General features: G+C 52.1%; 27 protein-coding genes. 16 read left to right on the top strand and 11 right to left on the bottom strand.

All coding sequences use genetic code 11. The features are described 5' to 3' along the window. Position 1: 1 nt before the first annotated feature. The 5 genes from CWE23_RS01660 to CWE23_RS01640 are packed head-to-tail and all read left to right on the top strand — an operon-like array spanning position 2 to position 2830. Positions 2-853 (top strand): type II secretion system F family protein, encoded by an 852-nt coding sequence (locus CWE23_RS01660; protein ID WP_126819211.1) that lies wholly within the window; start codon positions 2-4, stop codon positions 851-853. Continuing rightward, positions 853-1644: a type II secretion system F family protein gene (locus CWE23_RS01655; protein ID WP_126819210.1), complete on the top strand. Its 792-nt coding sequence runs from the start codon at positions 853-855 to the stop codon at positions 1642-1644. Before CWE23_RS01660 ends, CWE23_RS01655 begins: the two co-directional genes overlap by 1 nt. After that, on the top strand, positions 1644-2096 hold the full coding sequence (locus CWE23_RS01650; protein WP_105306084.1) for a DUF192 domain-containing protein: 453 nt from the start codon (positions 1644-1646) through the stop codon (positions 2094-2096). Before CWE23_RS01655 ends, CWE23_RS01650 begins: the two co-directional genes overlap by 1 nt. Beyond that, positions 2062-2433 (top strand): hypothetical protein, encoded by a 372-nt coding sequence (locus CWE23_RS01645; protein WP_105306085.1) that lies wholly within the window; start codon positions 2062-2064, stop codon positions 2431-2433. The genes CWE23_RS01650 and CWE23_RS01645 overlap by 35 nt, the downstream gene beginning before the upstream one ends. 19 nt (positions 2434-2452) lie before the next feature. Further along, positions 2453-2830 carry a hypothetical protein gene (locus CWE23_RS01640; protein WP_126819208.1) on the top strand — a complete coding sequence of 126 codons (378 nt, stop codon included), beginning with the start codon at positions 2453-2455 and terminating at the stop codon, positions 2828-2830. A gap of 1 nt (position 2831) precedes the next feature. On the opposite strand, the gene smpB is transcribed toward CWE23_RS01640, so the two are convergent. After that, positions 2832-3311 (bottom strand): SsrA-binding protein SmpB, encoded by a 480-nt coding sequence (gene smpB / locus CWE23_RS01635; protein WP_105306087.1) that lies wholly within the window; start codon positions 3309-3311, stop codon positions 2832-2834. A 107-nt stretch (positions 3312-3418) separates the two neighbouring features. Here smpB and CWE23_RS01630 point away from each other — a divergent pair, with 107 nt between their 5' ends. Genes CWE23_RS01630 through sixA form a run of 3 tightly spaced genes read left to right on the top strand, consistent with a single transcriptional unit; the run spans position 3419 to position 4688 of the window. Further along, positions 3419-3850, top strand: coding sequence for a type II toxin-antitoxin system RatA family toxin (locus CWE23_RS01630; RefSeq protein WP_105306088.1), 432 nt, complete (start codon positions 3419-3421; stop codon positions 3848-3850). Between the two features lie 2 nt (positions 3851-3852). Continuing rightward, complete coding sequence (locus CWE23_RS01625) at positions 3853-4203, top strand: RnfH family protein (RefSeq protein WP_187346280.1); 351 nt, start codon at positions 3853-3855, stop codon at positions 4201-4203. A gap of 2 nt (positions 4204-4205) precedes the next feature. After that, complete coding sequence (gene sixA / locus CWE23_RS01620; RefSeq protein WP_126819207.1) at positions 4206-4688, top strand: phosphohistidine phosphatase SixA; 483 nt, start codon at positions 4206-4208, stop codon at positions 4686-4688. 7 nt (positions 4689-4695) lie between these two features. On the opposite strand, the gene smrB is transcribed toward sixA, so the two are convergent. Further along, positions 4696-5259 (bottom strand): endonuclease SmrB, encoded by a 564-nt coding sequence (smrB, locus tag CWE23_RS01615; protein WP_126819206.1) that lies wholly within the window; start codon positions 5257-5259, stop codon positions 4696-4698. Between the two features lie 81 nt (positions 5260-5340). Here smrB and prmB point away from each other — a divergent pair, with 81 nt between their 5' ends. Genes prmB through CWE23_RS01590 form a run of 5 tightly spaced genes read left to right on the top strand, consistent with a single transcriptional unit; the run spans position 5341 to position 9172 of the window. Then, positions 5341-6264 carry a 50S ribosomal protein L3 N(5)-glutamine methyltransferase gene (gene prmB, locus CWE23_RS01610; RefSeq protein WP_105306092.1) on the top strand — a complete coding sequence of 308 codons (924 nt, stop codon included), beginning with the start codon at positions 5341-5343 and terminating at the stop codon, positions 6262-6264. Next, positions 6254-7336 (top strand): chorismate synthase, encoded by a 1083-nt coding sequence (aroC, locus tag CWE23_RS01605; protein WP_105306093.1) that lies wholly within the window; start codon positions 6254-6256, stop codon positions 7334-7336. The genes prmB and aroC overlap by 11 nt, the downstream gene beginning before the upstream one ends. After that, positions 7308-7889 carry an elongation factor P hydroxylase gene (locus tag CWE23_RS01600; protein ID WP_275046262.1) on the top strand — a complete coding sequence of 194 codons (582 nt, stop codon included), beginning with the start codon at positions 7308-7310 and terminating at the stop codon, positions 7887-7889. Before aroC ends, CWE23_RS01600 begins: the two co-directional genes overlap by 29 nt. A 12-nt stretch (positions 7890-7901) precedes the next feature. Continuing rightward, positions 7902-8033: an entericidin A/B family lipoprotein gene (locus CWE23_RS01595; RefSeq protein ID WP_105306095.1), complete on the top strand. Its 132-nt coding sequence runs from the start codon at positions 7902-7904 to the stop codon at positions 8031-8033. Next, the gene (locus CWE23_RS01590; RefSeq protein WP_105306096.1) at positions 8033-9172 is read left to right on the top strand and encodes an ATP-NAD kinase family protein; all 1140 of its coding nucleotides are present in this window, start codon (positions 8033-8035) and stop codon (positions 9170-9172) included. The genes CWE23_RS01595 and CWE23_RS01590 overlap by 1 nt, the downstream gene beginning before the upstream one ends. Here CWE23_RS01590 and CWE23_RS01585 read toward each other — a convergent pair. Then, on the bottom strand, positions 9169-9489 hold the full coding sequence (locus CWE23_RS01585; RefSeq protein ID WP_105306097.1) for a 2Fe-2S iron-sulfur cluster-binding protein: 321 nt from the start codon (positions 9487-9489) through the stop codon (positions 9169-9171). The genes CWE23_RS01590 and CWE23_RS01585 overlap by 4 nt on opposite strands. 120 nt (positions 9490-9609) lie before the next feature. On the opposite strand from CWE23_RS01585, the gene CWE23_RS01580 reads away from it, so the two are divergent. Both CWE23_RS01580 and gpt read left to right on the top strand, forming a co-directional pair. After that, on the top strand, positions 9610-10902 hold the full coding sequence (locus CWE23_RS01580; RefSeq protein ID WP_275046264.1) for an NCS2 family permease: 1293 nt from the start codon (positions 9610-9612) through the stop codon (positions 10900-10902). Positions 10903-10909: 7 nt separating this feature from the next. Then, on the top strand, positions 10910-11395 hold the full coding sequence (gene gpt, locus CWE23_RS01575) for a xanthine phosphoribosyltransferase (protein WP_105306099.1): 486 nt from the start codon (positions 10910-10912) through the stop codon (positions 11393-11395). 129 nt (positions 11396-11524) lie between these two features. Here gpt and CWE23_RS01570 read toward each other — a convergent pair whose 3' ends face one another. Both CWE23_RS01570 and tsaA read right to left on the bottom strand, forming a co-directional pair. Beyond that, on the bottom strand, positions 11525-13228 hold the full coding sequence (locus tag CWE23_RS01570) for a proline--tRNA ligase (protein WP_126819204.1): 1704 nt from the start codon (positions 13226-13228) through the stop codon (positions 11525-11527). A gap of 105 nt (positions 13229-13333) precedes the next feature. Further along, entirely contained in the window at positions 13334-14062 is a 729-nt protein-coding gene (gene tsaA, locus CWE23_RS01565; RefSeq protein ID WP_126819203.1) for a tRNA (N6-threonylcarbamoyladenosine(37)-N6)-methyltransferase TrmO, read from the bottom strand. Positions 14063-14217: 155 nt separating this feature from the next. Between tsaA and CWE23_RS01560 the strand changes: the two genes are divergently transcribed. Beyond that, positions 14218-14868, top strand: coding sequence for a hypothetical protein (locus CWE23_RS01560; RefSeq protein WP_105306102.1), 651 nt, complete (start codon positions 14218-14220; stop codon positions 14866-14868). An 8-nt stretch (positions 14869-14876) separates the two neighbouring features. Here the strand turns inward: CWE23_RS01560 and rcsF are convergent, their stop codons facing one another. The 6 genes from rcsF to CWE23_RS01530 form a co-directional block, all read right to left on the bottom strand. Next, positions 14877-15284 (bottom strand): Rcs stress response system protein RcsF, encoded by a 408-nt coding sequence (gene rcsF, locus CWE23_RS01555; protein ID WP_126819202.1) that lies wholly within the window; start codon positions 15282-15284, stop codon positions 14877-14879. Between the two features lie 37 nt (positions 15285-15321). Beyond that, positions 15322-15735 (bottom strand): H-NS histone family protein, encoded by a 414-nt coding sequence (locus CWE23_RS01550; protein ID WP_126819201.1) that lies wholly within the window; start codon positions 15733-15735, stop codon positions 15322-15324. A gap of 194 nt (positions 15736-15929) precedes the next feature. Continuing rightward, positions 15930-17576 (bottom strand): electron transfer flavoprotein-ubiquinone oxidoreductase, encoded by a 1647-nt coding sequence (locus CWE23_RS01545; RefSeq protein ID WP_126819200.1) that lies wholly within the window; start codon positions 17574-17576, stop codon positions 15930-15932. Positions 17577-17592: 16 nt separating this feature from the next. Then, entirely contained in the window at positions 17593-19809 is a 2217-nt protein-coding gene (locus tag CWE23_RS01540; RefSeq protein ID WP_126819199.1) for a putative bifunctional diguanylate cyclase/phosphodiesterase, read from the bottom strand. 32 nt (positions 19810-19841) lie between these two features. Then, positions 19842-21785, bottom strand: coding sequence for an acetoacetate--CoA ligase (locus tag CWE23_RS01535; RefSeq protein WP_126819198.1), 1944 nt, complete (start codon positions 21783-21785; stop codon positions 19842-19844). A gap of 2 nt (positions 21786-21787) precedes the next feature. After that, the gene (locus CWE23_RS01530; RefSeq protein ID WP_126819197.1) at positions 21788-22699 is read right to left on the bottom strand and encodes a hydroxymethylglutaryl-CoA lyase; all 912 of its coding nucleotides are present in this window, start codon (positions 22697-22699) and stop codon (positions 21788-21790) included. Position 22700 lies beyond the last annotated feature (1 nt).

Raw genomic sequence — 22700 nt, 5'->3', positions numbered from 1 at the left:
CATGCTGATGCAAGTATTGGTGGCGTTTTGTCTGTTATTGAGCACGGTCTTTTGGTGTTCACTGTTGCTTCAGTTTAACCGACAGCGCTTAAAAACCTTAGAAGGCGCGTTGGAAAGCAACGCACAGCGTTCACTACAGGAATTTTTCCTGTTCCTGCCGGTAAAAATACTGGTGCGCCTGTATCTTTCGCTGTGTGTGATGTCACCGTTATTAGGTTGGCTGGTCGGCGACTGGTTCAGCGCGTTGGTGTGTTTCGGGGTTGTCTTGGTGGCGCCGCCGATGGGCTACAAATGGCTATTAAAGCGCCGCTACCGGGCTTTGCAAAAACAACTGGCACCGATGCTGGTCACGCTCAGTAATCAATTACGCAGCGGTATCAGTATGGCGAATGCCATTAACGGCCTGAAAGGTGAAATCGCGGCGCCACTGGGACAAGAAATCAATGAAGTACTGCGTCAGGTAAAGCTGGGCCAGGACTTGGAACAAGCGCTGCTGGGCTGGCAACAACGGGTCCCCATATTCTCGGTAAAAATGGTCGTGCAGTCATTGATATTGGGGTTTCGCAGTGGCGGCCAGCAGTCGGATTTATTGATGCGGCTGGCCGATAACCTACAACAGCAGGAACACATTCGGGAACGCCAGGCGACCTTGTCGTCGCAGGCTAAAATGCAGGCGCGGATATTGGTGCTGATGCCGGTTGCGTTGTTTTTGTTACTGCGCAGTATGAAACCCGACCACATCGCTATGCTCACCGATACAGTGGTGGGGCAGTTGATGTTAGTGGCTGCGGCGGTATTAATGTGCATTGGTGGTTGGATGATGAAGAAAATTCTCAATACGGATGACTTTTAATGCTGTTATTGCTGTTTCCCATGACCTTTATCTGTATGGTTTTGATGTTCTATTTATTGTGGCGGCTGTGGCGCTGGGTGCGGCTACCGGAACGCCTGGACCAGTGCAGTCAGTATCTTTGGCAACGCCTGCCGGCGCGATTAAGTCGACGGCTGCAGCAATGGTTCGACAGTGAACAGAAAAATCCGTACATCCATCGAGTGATTATTGGCTGGTCTGCGCTGCTAATGCTGATGGCGGTGCTCAGTGCCCATTACGGCGAACCTCTGCTGTTGATGGCCGTCAGCCTGTTACCGTTACTGCAAATCAGTAAAAACCAGAACCGGTTTAAAGTAAAACAACGCGCGGTGGTTAAAGAGCTGCCGGATTTTTGCGATATGTTGGCGATGATGATTGCTGCCGGTATTCCGCTGATACCGGCGATGGCGAGGGTTGCCAGTGCTTGTGAAGGAGGGCGGCTGGCCGCTGAAATTGCTCGAGTCAATCAACAACTGCGGCAGGGGGTTCCGTTTGCCGAGGCGTTACATCGTCTCGCCGGACGCTACCGGCTACCGTTGTTAAATGAATGGACCGGACTGTTAATTCAGGGCCATCAGCAGGGCAGTAGTCTGGTCACGACGTTGCGTTTTCACTCGTTACAAATGCGCCAGCAATTGCTGAATGAGGCCGAGAAACGGGCGCAGGAAGCGCCGGTAAAGTTACTTTTTCCGCTGATGACCTGCTTCTTCCCGGTTAATTTTCTGGTCATTTTGGGTCCCATTGTATTGCAGCTTAGCGAAGGTGGACTGTAATGACAGATTATCCGGTTATTTGGCCAATGGGGCGCAAAATGAGTGGCTTTGGTGAACGTTTGTGGGGGTTGATTAAGGTTCCCGAACCGGCCGCGTATCAGGCTTTTTGGTTTCCGCGCTGCCGCAGTATTCATACCTTTGGCATGAAAGCGCCGATCGACGTGCTGGGACTGGATCAGGAACAGCGTATTCGTCAGGTTGAGCGTCACGTCTGCCCTGGGCAGGTACGTTATTTTAAAGGCTGTGACAGTGTTCTTGAGCTGGCTTCGTTCAGTCCCTGGCCGCTGCAACACTGGCTTGGTCAGCAACTTATTTTTAACCGGCAAGGAGTGCCAGAACATGCTCAATTTGAAGCTACTGATCCGAATTATTTTGCTATTGCCATCGCTATTGCTGGCGCAGGGCTGCCAGTCGACCGTGGCCGAGACGCAGGAGCAGCAACAGGTTTATGAACAGGCTAAGCAGTGGTATTTACAAGGTGATTTATTGACCGCCGAGCAGCAATTGAACCGTTTGCATTTGCGTCAGTTGGATACACCACAAAGTTGGCGCTTGCTTGGTAATATTCAGTTTCGGCAACAGCGGCTGGCGGCTGCCGAACAGGCGTATCAGCAGGCGTTGCGCTATGATGCTAATGATCGCCTCAGTTGGCATAACCTGGCGTTGGTCCGTTTGCGGCAAACCACGGCGACATTGATGCAGGCGCGCGCCGAACTGGGTGAGTTGAGTGCTGGCGATGCGGTATTGTTGGATCAATTGCTAAAACTGCAACGTGTTGCGCTGCCCTGACGGTCGACGTGTGCGCGGCATGATCATGCTGAGTCTGGCACTGTTTGGATTATTGCTGAGCAGTGCTGTATCCAGCGCGCTGCTGCTCCGTGTCAGAACTCAGGCCGTGTATGTCGACGTGGTTGCCAATGCCATCATCAACCGAAATCACCTGATTGTTGCTGAACAACGTCGACTGGGGCGGATGCCAACGGCGGCGGAACTCAGCGCGACACAGCACAGCAGCGCGATCATCTGGCCGTTTGAGATAACAGAGTACAGTGCCGAGCGGGTGGTCTACCGTTTGCCGCTAGCGCAACCTCAATGGCAGCAACGGCTGCTGGCAAAGGTGGCAGGAACCGTCGTCGACGGGCACTGGTATGGCGAATTGCAGGCGCCCATCGTAACGGCAGATTAGCTTAACGAACGGAGTGTTTCATGATGCGCGACTTCTGCCGCTGCCAGTCACGCTCTTTAATGGTGTCTCGTTTGTCGTGAGACTTCTTACCTTTAGCCAGCCAGCATTCGACCTTGACCCAAGGGCCACGCCAATACATCGCCGTGGCTACAATAGAGTAGCCTTCACGCTCGGCGGCTCCGATCAGTTTATCCAGCTCTTTACGCTTCAATAATAATTTGCGGCTGCGGTCCGGTTCACAGTAAACGTGACTTGAGGCTTGATTCAGTGGCTGAATTTCAGCGCCAAGTAGGTACGCTTCGCCATCTTTAATAATGACGTAACTGTCCCTGATGTTGGCCTTGCCTGCACGAATGCTTTTAACTTCCCATCCCTGCAAACTGATACCCGCCTCGAATTTTTCCTCAAGGAAATACTCGTGCCGCGCTTTTTTATTAAGCGCAATGGTGCTGCTTGATTGTTGTGGTTTCTTTTTGCTCATGAGCGCTATTATACCCATGATTCAGTAAAAGAAAATTGCTTTCAGGACTAGAAAGGCTGGCAGATTGCGTTATTATTGCGCAAACCGAATTTGGCAGTAGGAAGATCATGCCCAGAATCGAAAAAAGTGCGCTGGTTTCATACAGTGCACAACAGATGTTTGACTTAGTTAATGACATTGATGCGTACCCACAATTTGTGCCCGGTTGTGTCGGTGCACGAGTACTTGAGCAGGGCGACGATTATAAAGTGGCCAGCCTGGACATCAGTAAAGCCGGTATTCGCAAAAGTTTTACCACGCGCAATCAACTGCGTCCGCCGGAGCGGATTGAAATGCAGTTGGTTGATGGGCCGTTTAAGCAACTCGGTGGTGGCTGGCGTTTTGTGCCGTTAGCAGAAGACGCTTGTAAAATTCAGTTTGAGCTGGATTTTGAATTCTCCAGCCGCTTGCTGGGAATGGCGTTTGGTAAAATTTTTGGTGAAGTAACCGCGCGTATGGTCGATGCCTTTGCTGAGCGAGCCAAACAGGTGTACGGATAATCATGAACATGCTGACGATAGAAGTGGCTTATGCAACACCGGAAAAACAATTGATTCTGACGGTGCAGGTGCCTGAAGGCACCACGGTACAACAATGCATCGAGCAATCGGGGATTGTTGAGCATTTTGCGGAAATCGATCTGAGTCAGCAGAAAGTCGGCATCTGGAACAAAGCCGCGAAACTCGATGCGACCCCCAGAGACGGTGATCGTATCGAGATTTACCGGCCCTTGATCGCCGACCCCAAAGCGGTTCGTAAACGCCGGGCTGAGCGTGCAAAAGAAGAAGGCCGTGCCGATAAAGTGACCGGTGGTCGGCCTGATACTCAGCGTCGCCAACGAAGTAAGGAGTAGCCATGCGTTTGTACATCATGCGTCACGGTCATGCGGTATTGCCGTTGTCCGCACAAGCCGATGAAGAACGTCGCTTAACACCTGAGGGTGAGCGGGAAGTTGCGACCACGGCACAGTGGTTGGCCGAACAGGCCGGGCAACTGGATGCCTGTTTAATCAGTCCTTATATTCGCGCTCAGCAGACGGCAACGGTGGCCATGGGGCGGGTAAACTGTCGTCAGCGACAAGACTTGTATGAACTGATACCGGATACTAACCCAAAACAGGCGTTGGCCGCGTTGGCTGCTGAAATTGAAACGCACGATTACCAACAGGTGCTGGTGGTCTCACATATGCCGTTGGTCAGTTATCTGGTTCACGAAATTGATCGCGCCAAGCAACCGCCGATCTTCCCCACTGCCGCGATTGCCGTGATGGAGTTTGATCCGGTCACCCAACGCGGTCACTTTGAACAGTTGATGGCGGCCGAGCGCTGCGCCGGCTAAACGGACGTTAGTCGCGCCGCTGGATTAACACCAGAATGGCGGCGTCGCCACCCCATTCTTTGGGTGCCTGATGAAATGCACGCAGCCCCGGATACTGGATCAGCCAGTGCGGTATTTGTTGTTTCAATTTCCCGCTGCCATGGCCGTGCATGATTGAGCAACATTCAATCAGCTGTTTTTCGCAGGCCTTAAACATAGCCGCCAATTCCTGCTTTGCGGCTGCCAACGTTAAACCATGCAAGTCGAGTAACATTTCCGGTGCAAAATCACCGCGCCGCAACTGTTTCAGCAGATAATGTGATTCGCCCTCGACGACGTATTTCACGGTACCTTCGGCCACGTAGCCCTGAAACTGATCGGAAAAGAAATCGCTGCTGGCGCGACTGACTTCGGCTTCCGGAAATTGCTGCTGACGACGTTGCTTCTGGCGCACTTTTTGTCGCGCCGGTAACGGCTCGACGGTGTCATTGGTCAGTGTCCGGGTACCTTTAACCGCAGCCCTGAACAAATCGCTGTCGTCCTCGTCCAGCTTGGGCGTAGATGCTGTTAATGCTTTTTTAAACGAACTCATGATGGATGATTCTGATGCCTTTTTCGGTTACTCTATCAGTCTAACATAGAAACTCAGATAATCTGTTAACCGGAGACGCCGTTGAACCCAACGATATTAGACCATGCCCTGCAAGACCTGCACAGCATCGACGATCTGTTACGCTGGAGCGTCAGCCAAATGATCGCGCAACAACTTTATTTTGGCCATGGCAATGCCAACGCAGTAGAAGAAGCTCGTGTGTTGCTTGGTCATGTTACTCAGCTAACGCCTGACGAGTTGCTCGATGCGCGCCATTGTCGCTTAACCCGTGACGAAAAGTCTGCCTATCTGGAGTTGTTAAAGCAGCGCATCGAATTGCGTAAACCCGCCGCTTATCTCATTCATCAGGCATGGTTTGCCGGCTTACCGTTTTATGTCGATGAACGGGTGCTGGTGCCGCGTTCACCGATGGCCGAGCTGATTGAACAGGGCTTCCAACCCTGGTTGCAACACCAGCCGCAACGGATTCTTGATCTCTGTACCGGCAGTGGCTGCATTGCCATCGCCTGTGCGTATGCGTTCCCGGAAGCACAGGTGGATGCCACTGATGTGTCCACCGATGCGCTGTTGGTGGCAGAGCAAAATATTGCAGAACATGGCCTTGAACAACAAGTCATCCCATTGGCATCGGATGTGTTTGATGGCATCCAGGGCGAGCGCTATGACCTTATCGTCAGCAATCCGCCGTACGTGGACGCCGATGATATGGCTGATCTGCCGGATGAGTACCACCACGAACCAGAACTGGGTCTGGCGGCCGGCGATGATGGTCTGGAGCTGGTTGATAAAATGCTGTTGCAGGCCGCCGATCACCTGACCGAGCACGGCTTATTCTTTTGTGAAGTCGGAAACTCGATGCCGGCGTTAAACGAAAAGTATCCGGAAACGCCGTTTGTCTGGGTTGAGTTTGAACGCGGCGGCGACGGCGTCTTTGTGCTGTCAAAACAACAACTGGAAGCGCATCGGAGTCGTTATGGCGGGTAGCAGCTTTGGCGAATTATTTCGCGTCAGCACCTTTGGTGAAAGTCATGGAGCGGCGCTCGGTGCCGTGGTTGATGGCTGTCCACCGGGGCTGGCGCTGTGCGAGGCTGATATTCAGCAAGCGCTGGATCGGCGCCGGCCCGGCAATAACCGTTACACGACGGCACGGCGTGAGCCGGATCAGGTGGAAATTCTCTCTGGCGTATTCGAGGGTAAAACCACCGGAACGCCGATTGGCCTGCTGATCCGCAATACCGATCAGCGCAGCCAGGATTACTCGCAGATAAAAGACGCTTTTCGACCAGGGCACGCCGACTATACCTACCAGCATAAATACGGTTTTCGTGACTATCGTGGCGGCGGTCGTTCGTCCGCGCGCGAGACCGCAATGCGTGTGGCAGCCGGTGCGATTGCCGCTAAATTGTTGGCTCAGCAGGGTATCGAAATCCGTGCCGGGCTAACGCAGATGGGCGATATAAAGGCACAGCAGCTGGACTGGACGACGGTCAACGACAATGATTTCTTTTGTCCCGATGCGACGGTTGTCAGTGACTTTGAGCAACTGATACGCAGGTTGCGCAAAGAAGGCGACTCGATTGGCGCAAAAATACACCTGCAGGCGACCGGACTACCACCGGGCTGGGGTGAACCGGTATTCGATCGGCTGGATGCGGATTTGGCCAAAGCGCTGATGAGCATCAACGCGGCCAAAGCGGTTGCCATCGGTGACGGTTTTGCGGTGGTCGCTCAGCGTGGCAGTGAACATCGTGATGAGATGACCCCTGAGGGTTTTTGCTCCAACCATGCCGGGGGTGTGCTTGGTGGTATCAGTACCGGACAGACACTGACCGCGGACGTCGCCTTTAAACCGACATCCAGCATCAGTGTGTCCGGTAAAACCATCGATCGTTTTGGCCAGCCGCAGGCGATCATCACCAAAGGCCGGCACGATCCCTGTGTGGGTATCCGCGCGGTACCGATCGTGGAGGCTATGACGGCTTTGGTTCTGGTTGATCATTGGTTAAGGCATCGCGCTCAGAATGCCGATGTCAGCGTGGATACTCCTGTTATCTGATATGCAGCAACCGCATCATTATCAGCAGTTGATTGAGGTCTTTAACCGCTGCTTTAAGGACACCGAGAAAACCATACTGGTGGCCGGTGACGACGAGCCTTATTATTGTCCTGCCGGTCAGCAGCAGCGCTATCATCGGGTGGTGTTCGCGCATGGCTTTTATGCGTCGGCATTGCATGAAATCAGCCATTGGTGCATCGCCGGCAAAGTACGCCGGCATATTTTCGATTACGGTTACTGGTATGAACCGGATGGCCGCAACGAACAACAGCAGCGGCAGTTTGAACGTGTGGAGCGAAAGCCGCAGGCACTGGAATGGCTATTCTCATTGTGTGCCGGAGTCCCGTTTCAGGTGAGTGTCGACAACCTCAGTGGTATCGAGGTTGACCGTGCCGCGTTCACGGCCGCGGTAAAAGATCAATTAATCACCTATTACCGTAGTCATATACCGACACGCGCTCAACAATTTGCGCAGGCCTTGTGTCGTTACTACGGTAACCCGTGGCCGTCGTTAACCGAGCTAACGCGGTTACCGACCGTTAATCAAAACTGAAGGAGTGATGCGATGTTACGTCGAACCATGATGTTGTTGTTAGCGCTGAGTGTAGCCGGCTGTGCAACCATTGAGGGGGCCGGCGAGGATCTTGAAGCCGCCGGTGAAGCCATTCAGGAAGAAGCTGAGGAAAATAACGAGTAATGAGCACAAGCCGTTTAGTTGTCGGTTTAATCATCAATCCCTTTGCGGGTGTTGGCGGCTCCGTCGCTCTTAAGGGCAGCGACGGTAAAGCCACCCGCGAACAGGCACTGAAACTTGGCGCAACGCCGAAGGCACAGCAGCGTGTGACGCAGGCGTTGACGCTATTGCAGCCACAGCAGGAGGCGCTCGAATTTGTCACTTGCAGTGGCGCTATGGGCGCCGATGTACTGCGCCAGTTGGGTTTTTCATATCGTACGGTATTTACTCCGGCGGATACTGAAACCAGCGCACAAGACACCCAACAAGCGGTGGCTGCGATCCAGGCGGAGGGCGTTGACCTGCTGTTGTTTGCCGGTGGCGATGGCACCGCGCGGGATGTCTACGAAGTGATCGACGACGAACAGTTGGTGCTTGGCATTCCCGCGGGGGTGAAAATTCATTCGGGCGTTTATGCGGTCAGCCCTAAAGCGGCCGGGCGAGTGGTTGAACGTATTGTTCGCGGCGAGCTCTCAAGCCTTAAGCGCGCCGATGTGATGGACATTGACGAAGCACTGTTTCGGCAGGGCACGGTAAAGGCCAGACGCTATGGCGATATGCTGATACCGGCCGAACTGGAATACGTGCAGGCGGTAAAAATGGGCGGTATTGAAAGCGATGAGCTGGTGCTCGCCGATATCGCCGCCGAAGTGATCGAGCGCGTCGATGACGAGTACTTAGTGATGGGTTCAGGCTCAACCGTGGCCGCGGTGATGGAAGAAATGGGGCTTGAGAACACGTTACTCGGCGTTGATTTGGTGCATGATCAGCAACTGCTTGGCAGTGACTTAACTGAGCAACAGTTGTATCAGCAAGTGGCTAACATCGAACCCGGTAAGGTGAAACTGGTGATCACCGTCATCGGTGGCCAGGGGCATGTTCTGGGTCGTGGTAACCAACAGCTCAGCCCTCGGATCCTGCGACATATTGGGCGTGAAAACGTCTGGTTGGTAGCAACCAAAAGTAAGCTGGAATCGCTACAGGGGCGGCCACTGTTATTGGATAGCGGTGATGAAACGCTCGACCAGGAATGGTCGGGACTGATTGCGGTCATCACCGGTTATCATGATGAAGTCTTAGTGCGGTTGCAGGGCGTCGCTTAGAACTGTGACTTTGGCAAGTGCACGACCAGCCCGTCCAACGCTTCGGTAAGCTCGATCTGGCAGCTTAGACGGCTGTTGTCTTTTGGTTCTATTGCCATATCGAGCATATCTTCTTCCTGCTCAGACGCCGGCTCAAGTTTGTCGAGCCATTTTTCATCGACATAACAGTGGCAGGTGGCGCAGGACAGCACGCCACCGCACTCGCCGACGATACCATCAATAAAATTGTCGACAGCGACTTCCATGACGTTGGTGCCGGCTTCGGCTTCTGCTTCAAACTGATTGCCATCAGCATCGATAAAATAAACAGTCGGCATAGCTCTCTCTTTCGTTCAAACTTTGGGCCGAATAGGATAGAATACGCCGCTTCTTATGACAACGCCATTTTCCGGGAATCGTTCATGAAGCAAGCGCAAACTTCCTCTTCTTCGACGGGATTGCTTGAGCGTCTATTTAAAATTAACGCACAGGGCAGTTCGGTCAAATCAGAAATCATTGGTGGTATCACCACCTTTCTAACCATGGCCTACATCATTTTCGTCAACCCCTCGATTTTAAGCGAGACCGGGATGGATTATGGTGCGGTCTTTGTCGCGACCTGTCTGGCGGCCGCCATTGGCTGTCTGGTGATGGGGCTGTGGGCAAATTATCCGGTGGCGCTGGCGCCGGGCATGGGATTAAACGCATTTTTTACGTACACCGTGGTGTTTGGCATGGGTTATACCTGGCAAACGGCGTTAGGCGCGGTCTTTTTCTCCGGCATCATCTTTTTCATGCTGTCGGCGTTTCGTATCCGTGAATGGATCATCAAATCCATCCCGACCACATTGCGGTTGGCCATTGCTGCAGGCATTGGCGCATTCCTGGCGCTGATTGGCCTGAAAAATGCCAACATCATTGTCGCCAGTGACGCGACCATGGTGGCACTGGGGGATTTAGGGGATACCTCGGTGTTGTTAGCCGCAGCCGGGTTTTTCCTCATCATTGGCTTGGTAGCGCGCCAAGTGCAGGGCGCCGCACTGATCAGTATTTTGCTGATTTCGGTGATTGCGGTCACGCTGGGGCTGGTGGATTACAACGGTCTGGTTTCCATGCCTCCGTCGCTGGCACCGACCTTTATGCAGATGGATATCGCAGCGGCGTTTGATCTGGGTATGTTGTCGGTGATTTTTGCCTTTCTATTCGTCGACTTATTTGACACCTCTGGTACCTTATTGGCCGTTGCTCAACGCGCCGGCATCGCCAAGCCGGGGGGCGAGATGCCGCGCTTAGAAAAAGCGTTGATGGCGGACAGCACGGCGACGGTGGCAGGCTCGATCATGGGCACGTCAACCACGACCAGCTACATTGAGTCGGCGGCGGGTGTTGCTTCCGGTGGCAAAACCGGGCTAGCGGCGGTAACGGTGGCGGTGCTGTTTTTGCTGGCGATGTTTTTTGCACCGCTGGCCGGCATGATTCCTCCGTATGCGACGGCCGGTGCCATCATTTATGTCGCCGTATTGATGCTGTTCACGCTTAAGGACGTCGCCTGGGAGGACATTACCGAGGCCGCACCGGTGGCCGTGGTGTTATTAATGACGCCGTTGACGTACTCCATTGCCGACGGCATCGCGTTAGGGTTTATCAGTTACGTCGTGGTAAAATTGTTGGCCGGTCGCTACCAGGATTTAAATCCCAGCGTGGTGATTCTGGGCTTACTGTTTATCGCTAAATTCATTTGGTTAGGATAGAAACATTATGGGATGGCACTCGAATAAAGAATTCTTTGTTTCCTGGGAAGAACTGCACCGCGCAACGAAAGAACTGGCACGTCGTCAGTTACCAGCCGAGCAGTATCAAGGCGTTATCGCCGTCAGCCGCGGTGGTTTGGTGCCTGCAGCCATTATTGCCCGTGAACTGAATTTACGGACGGTCGATTGTGTGTCGGTCAGTTCATACGACCATAACGAACAACGAGATGATTTGAACCTGCTGAAAGACGTAACCGCTACGGAAGACGGTGAAGGTTTCCTGGTGGTTGACGATCTGGTCGATACCGGTAATACCCTTAAGTTTTTGCGTCAACGTCTGCCGAAAGCCAAGTTTATTACGGTTTATGCTAAGCCGGCAGGCATGGAACTGGTTGACGATTACGTTGCTGATTTGGAGCAGGATACCTGGATTCACTTTCCGTGGGATATGCATTTGCACTACGTTGAGCCGTTGGCCGGCCAAGAAAGTTAATCTGCACTTTCGTCAGTGTTTGGGTAACCCGTGTTTAGGTAACCCTTGCTTAGATAATCAACGTTCAAACAACAAAAAACGGAGCCTATTATGGCTCCGTTTTTTTAGCTCGACAGCAGCGCCCGGCGATTAAGCCAACTGCTGCTGCAGGTGGCTTACCACGTCGTCAATGCTTAGCTTGATCTTGTTACCGTCTTTACGCGCCTGGTACTCGACCATGCCGTCATCGAGGTTACGCTCGCCAATGACCACCTGATGCGGTATGCCAATTAACTCCATGTCGGTAAACATCACGCCGGGGCGTTCTTTGCGATCATCAAACAGCACATCAACACCGGCATCAAGCAGGCTTTGATAGAGTTTTTCAGCCGTTTCCTGTACCCGTGCAGACTTGTGCATGTTCATCGGGATCAACACCACCTGGAACGGTGCCAGGTTGTTCGGCCATTTGATGCCTCGTTCGTCGTGATGCTGCTCGATAGCGGCGGCAACAATCCGTGATACGCCAATGCCGTAACAACCCATGGTCAGGGTTTCGTGCTTGCCGGTTTCGGACAGCACGCCAACTTTCATTGCGTCACTGTATTTTTTACCCAACTGGAAGATGTGACCAACTTCGATACCACGGGCAATTTTTAACTGACCGTTACCGCAAGGGCTTGGGTCACCTTCTACCACGTTACGGATATCCACGGTTGCGGTGATGCTGGCATCACGATCCCAGTTAACACCGGTCAACCAGACACCGTTTTCGCTGCTACCACAGGCAAAATCGGCCAAATGAGCGGCGCTGTGATCGACCAATACCGCGCCGTCAAAGTTAACCGGCCCCAGAAATGCCGGATGAATGCCGTGGGCTTTGTGGCTGTCAACCAACACCAACGGACTGGCAACCGCCGGGTGTTTCTCGGCCTTGATGGTGTTCAGTTCATGATCGGCTCGCACCACCAACAGCACATACTCGGCGTCGATGTCGTCACTGGCTTCGGCAATATAGCACTTTACGGCCTGTTGGGTTTCTACCGACAAAGGTTGCAGCAGTGCCGCTAAATCGTCCCCTTTGACCTCGTGGCGTTGCATCTCCATGCTGGCTTTGGCACGCTCGCCGGTTGGTGGCAGCGCTTCCGCCATTTCAACGTTAGCGGCATAATCCGAACCGTCGGAGAACGCGATGGCGTCTTCGCCGGAGCTGGCCAGTACATGGAATTCGTGTGACGAGTGGCCACCAATGGAGCCGGTATCGGCGATCACTGGGCGATAATCCAGACCTAAGCGTTCAAAGATGCGGCAATAGGCCTGATACATCTGGTCATAAGCTTGTTGTAAGGATTCTTGTGACAGATGGAAGGAATAGGCGTCTTTCATTAAAAATTCACGCGCCCGCATGACCCCGAAACGCGGGCGAATTTCGTCGCGGAACTTGGTTTGAATTTGGAATAAGGTCAACGGCAGTTGTTTGTAACTGCTGATTTCCTTACGCACCAGCTCACTGATAATTTCTTCGTGAGTAGGGCCCAGCAGAAAGTCACGCTGGTTACGGTCCTTAAGGCGCAACAGTTCCGGGCCATAATCGTCCCAGCGACCGGATTCCTGCCATAAGTCGGCTGGCTGTACCATCGGCATCAAAATTTCCAATGCGTTGATGGCTTCCATTTCTTCACGCACAACTTTCTCTACTTTACGCAGCACGCGTAAACCACTGGGCGTCCAGGTATACAAACCGGCTGCCACCTTGCGGATCATACCCGCACGTAGCATCAGTTGGTGGCTGACGATTTCTGCGTCAGACGGGGTTTCCTTTAAAGTCGACAGTAAATATTGGCTGCTGCGCATGATGTCACAATCTCATGTTAATTAACCCGAAAAATCAGGGCGAAGTTTAACAGTGTCTGCCCAATGTCAAAAGTACTTTTAAAAAACAGTCGTTTGTCCTGCTGCTCAATCGTGGTCGCCTGTGATGGCGGTTACCCACAGTTGTTGATCACGGACATGCCAGTGGACATCAAGATCGTATAAACGGCTGGCATAACGCTTATCGGGGTTTTTGCTGGCATGATAGGCAGGGCGCGGATCCTGACTGAGCACTTCAACCAACACGGCGCCAAGTTCCGGGCGTAACTGTTGATGCTCGCTCAGTTGTAGACGAGCCTGGTCGGTAAAATGCACTGACAGCGGCGCTGGTTTTGCCTGGGCGAATTCACTGCGGGCGTCGGGTAGACAGTCGACATAAGGAACGTAAGGTTTGATGTCCATGATCGGTGTCTGGTCCAGTAGGTCGGCTCCGGCCACCACTAAGGCGACCTCTGGCTCGCGCACCACCTCAACCAACTTCACCACAGATAAACCAATGTTATTGGGACGGAACGGCGAGCGGGTGGCAAACACGCCGATGCTTTTGTTGCCGCCCAGCCGCGGTGGCCGTACTCGCTCACGCCAGCCGTGATCACGGTGTTGATTGAATTCAAACAGCAGCCATAGGTGAGAGTGCTGCTCGATACCCTGGATGCTGGCAAGGTGATCAAAGTCACCGGTAAATTCAATGCGGGCCGTCACCGACGGTGCCAAGCCCGGTTGTCGGGGAATACTGAATTTATCAGGGAACGGCGTACGAATGAGCGCAATCGGTTGCAAGGGATCACCTGCACAGTAAGTGAGTAAATTCGCCATATTTTAACCTAAATGGCTAATCCTGTAATGGCAGAATAAAAAGATGTTTCCATAAGGCATTGATTATATTGAATAAATAAAAATGGCACGGGCTTTGCTCAAACCTTTTTGTGAGTAACAGCGACTAATTAAAAAAAACAAAAGGAATACAGACTATGTTTAAGCAAAAAGTATGGCCTATCGCAATTGGTTTGGTTGGCTTAGTGACATTGAGTTCAGCCGCTTGTGCCAAAGATGAAGTCACTCATGAGCACCAGTTCAGTGTCAGTTCAGTAACCGAGCTGTCTATTGATAATGCGGTTGGTGAAATTGAGTTTGTCCGTGGCGACAGTGATCAGTTACTGGTTGAGTTAACCATTAGAGAAACCGACGATGGCTTCTTTTACGGCGGTGGCGATATTTACTCGGTTGAACTGGTGAGTGATCGTTCCGGCGATGACTTGAACCTGTCTATTGAGCCGAACGAAGATGTTCAGGTTAACTGGCGCATTACCTTGCCACAGGTGGCGAGTCTGGAAGTGGATATGGGCGTCGGTGAAATTCATGGTGAAATTTACACCACGGACAGTCGCTTTGACCTCGGTGTCGGGGAACTGGATTTAACCCTGTATGGTGATGATATTGCCCGCATCAGTGCCGATGCCGGTATTGGTGAAACTTCGATTAAGGGGTTTGCCAACGGCGAGAGCAGTACCACCCGCGCCATTGTCAGCTCTGAATCTGACGCGCGCGGTCAGGGACGCTATCGGGTCAGTGCTGATGTTGGAGTCGGTGAAGCCAGTTTCCGAGTACGCGGCTTAAAGTAAGCCGCGCATCAATCGGTTAATAATACCGCTTTGCCAAAACAGCTGACTTGCGTATAACACTGCGAGTCCGCTGTTTTTGGTAACTGATAGCACTGATGGTCAATAATCGCCTGAGCGCCGAAGCGGGCAGCGTCTTCTCGTAAAAACTGTAACGCCTGCTGATTGGATGCCGCGGGTTGATCCATGCGCGTTTGGCAACTGTCACCGGTGACCACACTGAGCACTTTAATACCACTTCGTTGTGACGGTTGCAGCAACTCGATGTCGTCAGGGTTGCTAACCCGTGCTTGTGGATGCTGACCTGTAACGGCTGCACCACCGACGTCAAAGGGACTTTGCCAGGTTAATTCGGCGCAGCCGCTGGTGAGCAACGTGAACAATCCACACAGGCTTATTGTTGTTATTCGCTTATTCATCGCTTAGCGCTATCAGTCCTGTCCAGGGAAGGTCGTATTAGCGTATCAGAAAGTCTTGCAATGGACGACCATTGTCAACGGCTTTTTGTAACGCTTTCGGCATCCGGCCTTGACCCGTCCAAGTCTTACGCTCACCATTTTCGTCAGTAAATTCATACTTCGGTGGCTTTGGTGCACGTTTCTGCTTTGTCTTTTTTAATACTTCGCCGCCGATTTCCTCTTCCAGAATATCCGAGATATCAATACCGGCTTCTTGCATAGTGCGTTTTAACTCAGCAATTTTTTCTTTTTTCTTTTGCCGCTCTTGTTCCAATTCCGCTTCTTCTTGTTCGCGTTTCTTAACAACATTATCCAGTTTGGTCTGAATATCCTTTAACTCACTGATGCTTAATTCTTTAAGTGCGGCATTTAAACGGCGTTCGTGATTAATAATGTTAATAAAGTCGCTCATGGTTTTTCCTTTAATGAAGGTTCAATCTATATTGTAGCTAAAATATAGCGTCATATTTTATATTACAAAAACTAAGCGACATTCTACAGAAACTTTAAAAATACGATATATATTACAAATGGATAGTAAAAATATGAATAGAATGATCAAAAAAGGCGAGTCCTGATGGACTCGCCTTTTTCATTTGTGGCTCTTTACATATTAGGGTAAGTCGGGCCACCGCCTCCTTCAGGGGTAACCCAGGTGATATTCTGCGACGGATCTTTGATGTCACAGGTTTTACAGTGAATACAGTTTTGGGCATTAATTTTAAATACCTCTTTGCCGTCCTCTTCGACAACCTCGTAAACGCCGGCAGGGCAGTAGCGCTGTGCGGGTTCAGCGTATTCGGCTAAATTAACCGTAAGAGGAATATCGGCGTCTTTCAACTGCAAATGACAGGGTTGATCTTCCGCATGGTTAGTATTTGATAAAAATACCGATGACAAACGATCAAACGTTAATTTGTTATCCGGTTTAGGATAATCAATGGGTGAATAGTTCGCCGCTTTACCGGTGCATTTGTAATCGGGCGTCCATTCTTTAAATTTAAAGGGTAATTTACCACCGAAAATATTTTGGTCGAGGACATTATAAGCGCCACCTAAGGTGGTACCGAACTTATGAATGGCGCCACCGAAGTTGCGCGAGCGATACAACTCATCAAACGCCCAGGATTGTTCGAAAGCACTGGCATAGTTGGTTAAATCGGTGTGCTGTTGGTCATTTTGCAGCGCGTCAAAAATGGTTTCAGCGGCAATCATGCCCGATTTCATGGCCGTGTGGTTGCCTTTAATTTTGGCGAAATTCAGGGTTCCGGCATTACAGCCAACCATTAATCCGCCCGGGAAGGTCATTTTCGGCAAGGAATAATAACCGCCTTTAGCAATAGCTCGTGCGCCATAGCTCACGCGCTTACCCTTTTCCAATACCGCTTTAATGGCTGGGTGAGTTTTAAAGCGCTGAAATTCCTGGAACGGATTTAAATAGGGGTTTTTATAATTTAAATCGATGATTAAACCGACGTAGACCTGGCCATCTTCCGCGTGGTACAGGTAGCCGCCGCCAGAGCCGTTGTCAGCCAATGGCCAACCGGCGGTATGCACAACTTTACCGGCTTCATGAACGTCCGCAGGAACGTCCCAAATTTCTTTAAAACCAATACCGTAATGTTGTGGTGTCGAGTCTTTATCCAGCTCAAATTTTTGAATCAGTTGTTTGCCCAAGTGACCACGGCAGCCTTCGGCAAAAATGGTGTATTTTGCCCGCAGTTCCATGCCCGGCATGTAACCGTCTTTCTCTGAACCGTCGGCGGCCACACCCATATCACCGGTTTGAATACCGGCAACACTGCCATCGTCGTTGTAAAGGATCTCGCTGGCGGCAAAGCCAGGGAAGATTTCAACACCTAACTGCTCGGCCTGCTCGGCCAGCCAGCGGCAGATATTGCCCATACTGACGATATAATTGCCTTGGTTATGAAAGGTTTTAGGAACCGCAAAACCAGGGATTTGAGAGGCGGTTTGCTCATCTTTCAGCAATAAAATCTCATCGCCTGTGACCGGCGTATTGAGCGGCGCTCCTTTTTCTTTCCAGTCCGGAAACAGCTCGTTCATGGCGCGGGGTTCGAACACCGCGCCAGACAGGATGTGCGCGCCGATATCGGCGCCTTTCTCAACCACGCAGATCATCAGTTCCTGGTCGTTGTCCTGCGCTAACTGGCCAAGACGGCAAGCTGTCGCCAGGCCTGATGGGCCGGCGCCCACAATCACGACATCAAAGTCCATGCTTTCGCGTTCCACAATAACCTCCCGTTCACTAGGCAATCTGTATAGGGATCAGCCCGTGATAATTTTCCAGTAATTCGGTAATGTTTTCTGCCGACAGAGGGCGGCTAAACAGGTAGCCCTGGCCAATGCCGCATTCCCGGCTCATTAAGAAATCCACCTGATCCGCTGTTTCAATACCTTCAGCGACCAGTTGGATGTTTAAGTTTTTCGCTAAATTAATGATGGTCTGGACGATAACGGCATCGTCTTCGTTATCCGGTAAATCGTTGATAAACGAACGATCAATTTTCAGCGACGTGACCGGAAAGTTTTTCAGGTAGGACAATGACGAATAACCGACACCAAAATCGTCGATCGCCAGACTGATGCCGTTTTCGCGTATCGCGTGCATAAAGTGCGTATGCGATTGGATGTTTTCGATAAAGACCTGTTCTGTCAGCTCCAGCTCGATGCGATCGGCCGGCACCTGCGCGGCATGAACCGTATTCATGATGTCGTCGACTAAGTGCGGCAAGTGCAACTGTTTGCCGGAGATATTAATCGCCATGGTAAGGTCATCAAAACCGAGCTTGTGCCAATGATGCAACTGTTTACAGGCTTCTTTAAGCACGAATTCTGACAGTGGAATGATCAGCCCGGTGTCTTCGGCAATGGGGATGAATTTGTCCGGTCCGACAACGGTGCCATCTTCCTGGATCCAGCGAACCAGCGCTTCCATACCGACGATACGGTGGCTGAGCAGCTCCACTTTGGGCTGGTAATAGACCACCAATTCTTCATTTTCTACCGCGTAGCGGAGTTGTTTTACCAGCTCGAGTTTCTTCGCCAAATCACGGTGTACGGCCTTATTGTATAAGTGATAGGTATTGCGGCCGTTATCTTTCGCCTGATAAAGGGCGGTGTCGGCATTACGGATTAAATATTCCGCATTAAAATCGGCGTCCTCGGCAAAGGCGATGCCGATGGATGCACTGATGAACAATTCGTAGTCATCGACAAAGAAATGCGAATCGAGCGCTTTCAGCAACTGCGCGGTCAGATCCAGTACCTGTTGACGATTATCCGGTTGCATCAGCGCCAGCAGGAACTCATCCCCACCGGAGCGCGCCAGGCGGCTGTTGTTCGGCGCCAGCTTACTGATACGCCGTGCCACCCGTCGCAGTAGCTCGTCACCAACGGTGTGGCCGAGCGCGTCATTGACTTCTTTAAAGCGATCCAAATCGATAAAGAGGATCGCGGTATTGGCGCTTTTTTCGTTATCCTGTAGGTGTTCCGAGAGTATCCGCATCAGCGCGTTACGGTTAATCAGATTGGTCAGCGAGTCGTGCTCGGCCAGATACGCCATCTGTTTTTCGATGCGCTCGCGCTCGTCAATCTCGGTATAAAGTTCGATGTTGGCATCGGCCAGTTGCTGGGCTTTGTAGCGGCTTTGTGCGAGGATAAAAATCACAAACGTCAGCATCGCGGTAATCAACAACCCGGCCAGTAAAATCGCTACCGACACGCCACCCCGTAATTTCGCCAGTTTTTCCGCAGTCAGCCAGATGGTCAGTTGCCAGCTGTTACCCAGTAACTGCAGATCGCGCTGTTCGCTCCAGCTTTGCTGCAGACTGATGTCACCGGCAAACTGATAGAGGGTTTGGTCGTCGTGACTGAGGGACAGTTGGAAGCCTTCCGAAATGTTGCCGCGAATGACATTATTGAGCAGATCCTGCATGCTGATGATCAACCCCAGGAAGCCACGCTTATTATCGCTTTCCAGCCGTGCGAACATCGCCACATCGCTGCTCAGGCGGCCCAGATTGCCGGCTTCGCCGACCATTGCATGACGGTTACCGGAGGAGGACTGTAACGTCGTCAGCAGATCCGACTCGCGGAATTTGGTGCCCAGTAACTGGGGCTGCCGACTGGGCGGGTAAAAACGTTGAATGGTTAAATCGGGGCTAAGCCAGACTAACCCGTGCACGCTTTGATAATACAATGAGATCAATTCCGCGTCGCGCTGCCAGCTCTGTGCTATCGATTGCGGGCTCTGCTCCCATTCGCGAGCCAGTAACTCGGTGGCGAACAAATGGGCGGTCATATTCTGGCGAATCTCGCGCTGAATATTAAAGGCCTCGGTTTGTAACGCCTCCCTTGCGGTCAGGTTTTCTTCGTGGCGTAAATAGCCAAATGCAGCGAGTGACAGAATCACGCCTGCACAGGCTGTCAGCAGAACTTGTTTTGCGCCTGGAAATAATGTCATAACGGCCTTTCTGGGCTAGTTACTACAGCGCTTCATGACAACTCGGGGCGGTCACGAAATTCATCGAGTGCCTCCGGGTTGGCCAGAGCATCGGTATTCTTAACCGGCTCGCCGTGAATGACATTGCGAACCGCTAATTCGACAATCTTACCACTGATAGTGCGCGGTATGTCACGCACTTGCAAAATAATAGCGGGAACATGGCGTGGTGTCGCATTAGCGCGGATGGTTTTTTTAATCTGTTGGCGCAGTTCGTCGTCAAGGGTGATGCCGTCGCGCAGTTTTACAAACAGAACTACGCGCTCGTCGTCTTCGTATTGTTGGCCAACGGCAATGCTTTCCAGCACGGCGTCGACTTTTTCAACCTGACGATAGATTTCTGCGGTACCAATACGAACCCCACCGGGGTTTAACACCGCATCGGAACGGCCGTAAATGATCACTCCGTCGTGCTCGGTCAGCTCGGCAAAGTCGCCGTGCGCCCAGGTGTTATTAAAACGAGCAAAATAAGCGTTAAAGTAGCGTTTGCCGTCGTCGTCATTCCAAAAGCCGACCGGCATACAAGGGAACGAGTTTTCACAAACCAGTTCACCTTTTTCACCGCTGACCGGCTGCCCGTCTTCGTTGTAGACATTAACTGCCAGCCCCAGCCCCCGACACTGTAGCTCACCGCGATAAACCGGCAGAATAGGGCAGCCTAAGGCGAAACAGGAAATGATGTCAGTCCCCCCGGAAATCGAGGACAGACAGACATCTTTCTTAATATCGCGGTAGACATAATCAAAACTTTCCGGCGGTAGCACCGAACCCGTGGTCAAAATGCTACGCAATGACTCCAGTTGATGCGATTCGCGGGGCTTCACGCCCGCTTTTTCCAATGCCGCTAAATATTTGGCGCTGGTACCGAACACACTGATGTTCTCTTCATCGGCGACGTCCCAGAGAAATTCAGGCTGGGGCGCAAACGGTGAGCCGTCAAACAGCACCAGGGTGGCGCCGTGCGCCAAACCACTGACCAGCCAGTTCCACATCATCCAGCCACAGGTGGTGAAGTAAAACAGCGTGTCTTCGGCAGCTAAGTCGGTATGCAGGCAATGTTCTTTAAGATGTTGCAGTAAGGTACCGCCGGCGCCGTGAACGATGCATTTAGGCACGCCGGTGGTGCCGGAAGAAAACATGATGTAAAGCGGGTGATTAAACTCGCTAACGACGAAATCCACGTCACCGGCGTCGTTATCGATAAATCGTTCGTAGGCAATGACTTTGGGGTCGTCAAGCCGATCGGACTGATCACTGAAATTGACCAGCACCAGTTGTTCCACACTCGGTAATTGCGCCAGGATGTCTGCTGTTTTGTCTTTAATGTTGAGGTTTTTGCCGTTGTAGAAGTAACCATCAACGGTGAGCAGCACCTTCGGCTCAACCTGACCGAAGCGATCCAGTACGCCTTGCACACCAAAATCCGGTGAACAGGAGGACCAGATGGCACCAAGGCTGGCGGTGGCCAGCATCGCGACGATGGTTTCGATGGTATTCGGCATCATTGCCGCGACCCGGTCGCCTTTGCTGACACCGCGTTGTTTCAATGCTTCGGCAAAACGCGAGACCTGCAGATAAAGATCGCTGTAACTGAGCTGTCGGCGAGCGCCGTTCTCACCCCGAAACACCAGCGCAACTTTGTCATCACGATGACGCAACAGGTTCTCGGCAAAATTAAGCCGTGCCTCAGGAAACCACTGGGCGCCGGGCAACTTATCCTTGTCCTTAACAAGGGTGTCGCCTTTGTCGCCGATGACATGGAAGTAATCCCAGATCATCGACCAAAAGGTTTCAGTGTTATCCAGTGACCACTGATAAAGATCATGATAATTGGCCAATGCCTGATCGTGATCGCTGTTTACCTGCTGTAGAAAATGCGTCATGTTCGCGTCAGCAATGGTATCGGCTGACGGTTGCCAAAGTTGTTCTGTTGTCATTGTTATTTCCCTTGTTTCGCCAGTTCTGCCAGCGCAACCTGAGAGCGTGGGCCATGATTTAAATGTTGGCAAATCGTGGCACCGGCGGCAATCAGTTTTTGTAAATCAATGCCGGTTTCAATGCCCATGCCGTGCAGCATATACACCGCGTCTTCAGTGGCCAGATTACCGCTGGCACCTTGTGCATACGGGCAGCCGCCAAGGCCGGCAACGGCGGTATCAATGGTCGCGACGCCGAGGGGAAGACAGGCGGCGATGTTTGCCAGCGCCTGGCCATAGGTATTATGGAAGTGCAGTGCCAGATGCTGCATGGGCACCTGTTCGGCGACCGCCGCAAGCATATCACGCGCCTGCCATGGCGTGCCTACGCCAATGGTGTCGCCAAGTGAAATCTCGTAGCAACCCATGTCGAACAGAGTTTTGGCAACCCGCACCACATCGCTGAGTGGGACATCGCCCTGATAGGGGCAGCCTAACACACAGGAAACATAGCCGCGCACCTTAATGCCACGTTCGCGGGCGGCGTCAATAACCGGCTGAAAACGGGCCAGTGACTCATCGATACTGCAGTTGATGTTTTTTTGGCTGAACGCTTCCGAGGCGGCACCGAATACCGCCACTTCATCGGTCGCCACAGCGACCGCATTATCGAAGCCTTTTAGGTTCGGCGTTAACCCGGCGTAGGTAACGCCGGCAACACGGTCAATGCCGCGCATCACGTCGGCGCTATCGGCCATTTGCGGCACCCATTTGGGGCTGACAAAACTGGCACTTTCAATATAGCGCAGACCGGCGGCAGCCAGTTGGTTAATCAAGTCAATTTTGGCCTGGGTTGGCACTGCGGTTTCATTCTGCAGGCCGTCGCGAGGGCCGACTTCAACAATTTTCACCTGAGTTGCCACTGCGTCTGCCATA

The organism is Idiomarina aquatica (genome assembly GCF_003987185.1).
Lineage (GTDB): Bacteria > Pseudomonadota > Gammaproteobacteria > Enterobacterales > Alteromonadaceae > Idiomarina > Idiomarina aquatica.
The sequence above is the reverse complement of the archived record's forward strand: the minus strand, read 5'-3'. Positions and strand labels throughout refer to the sequence as shown.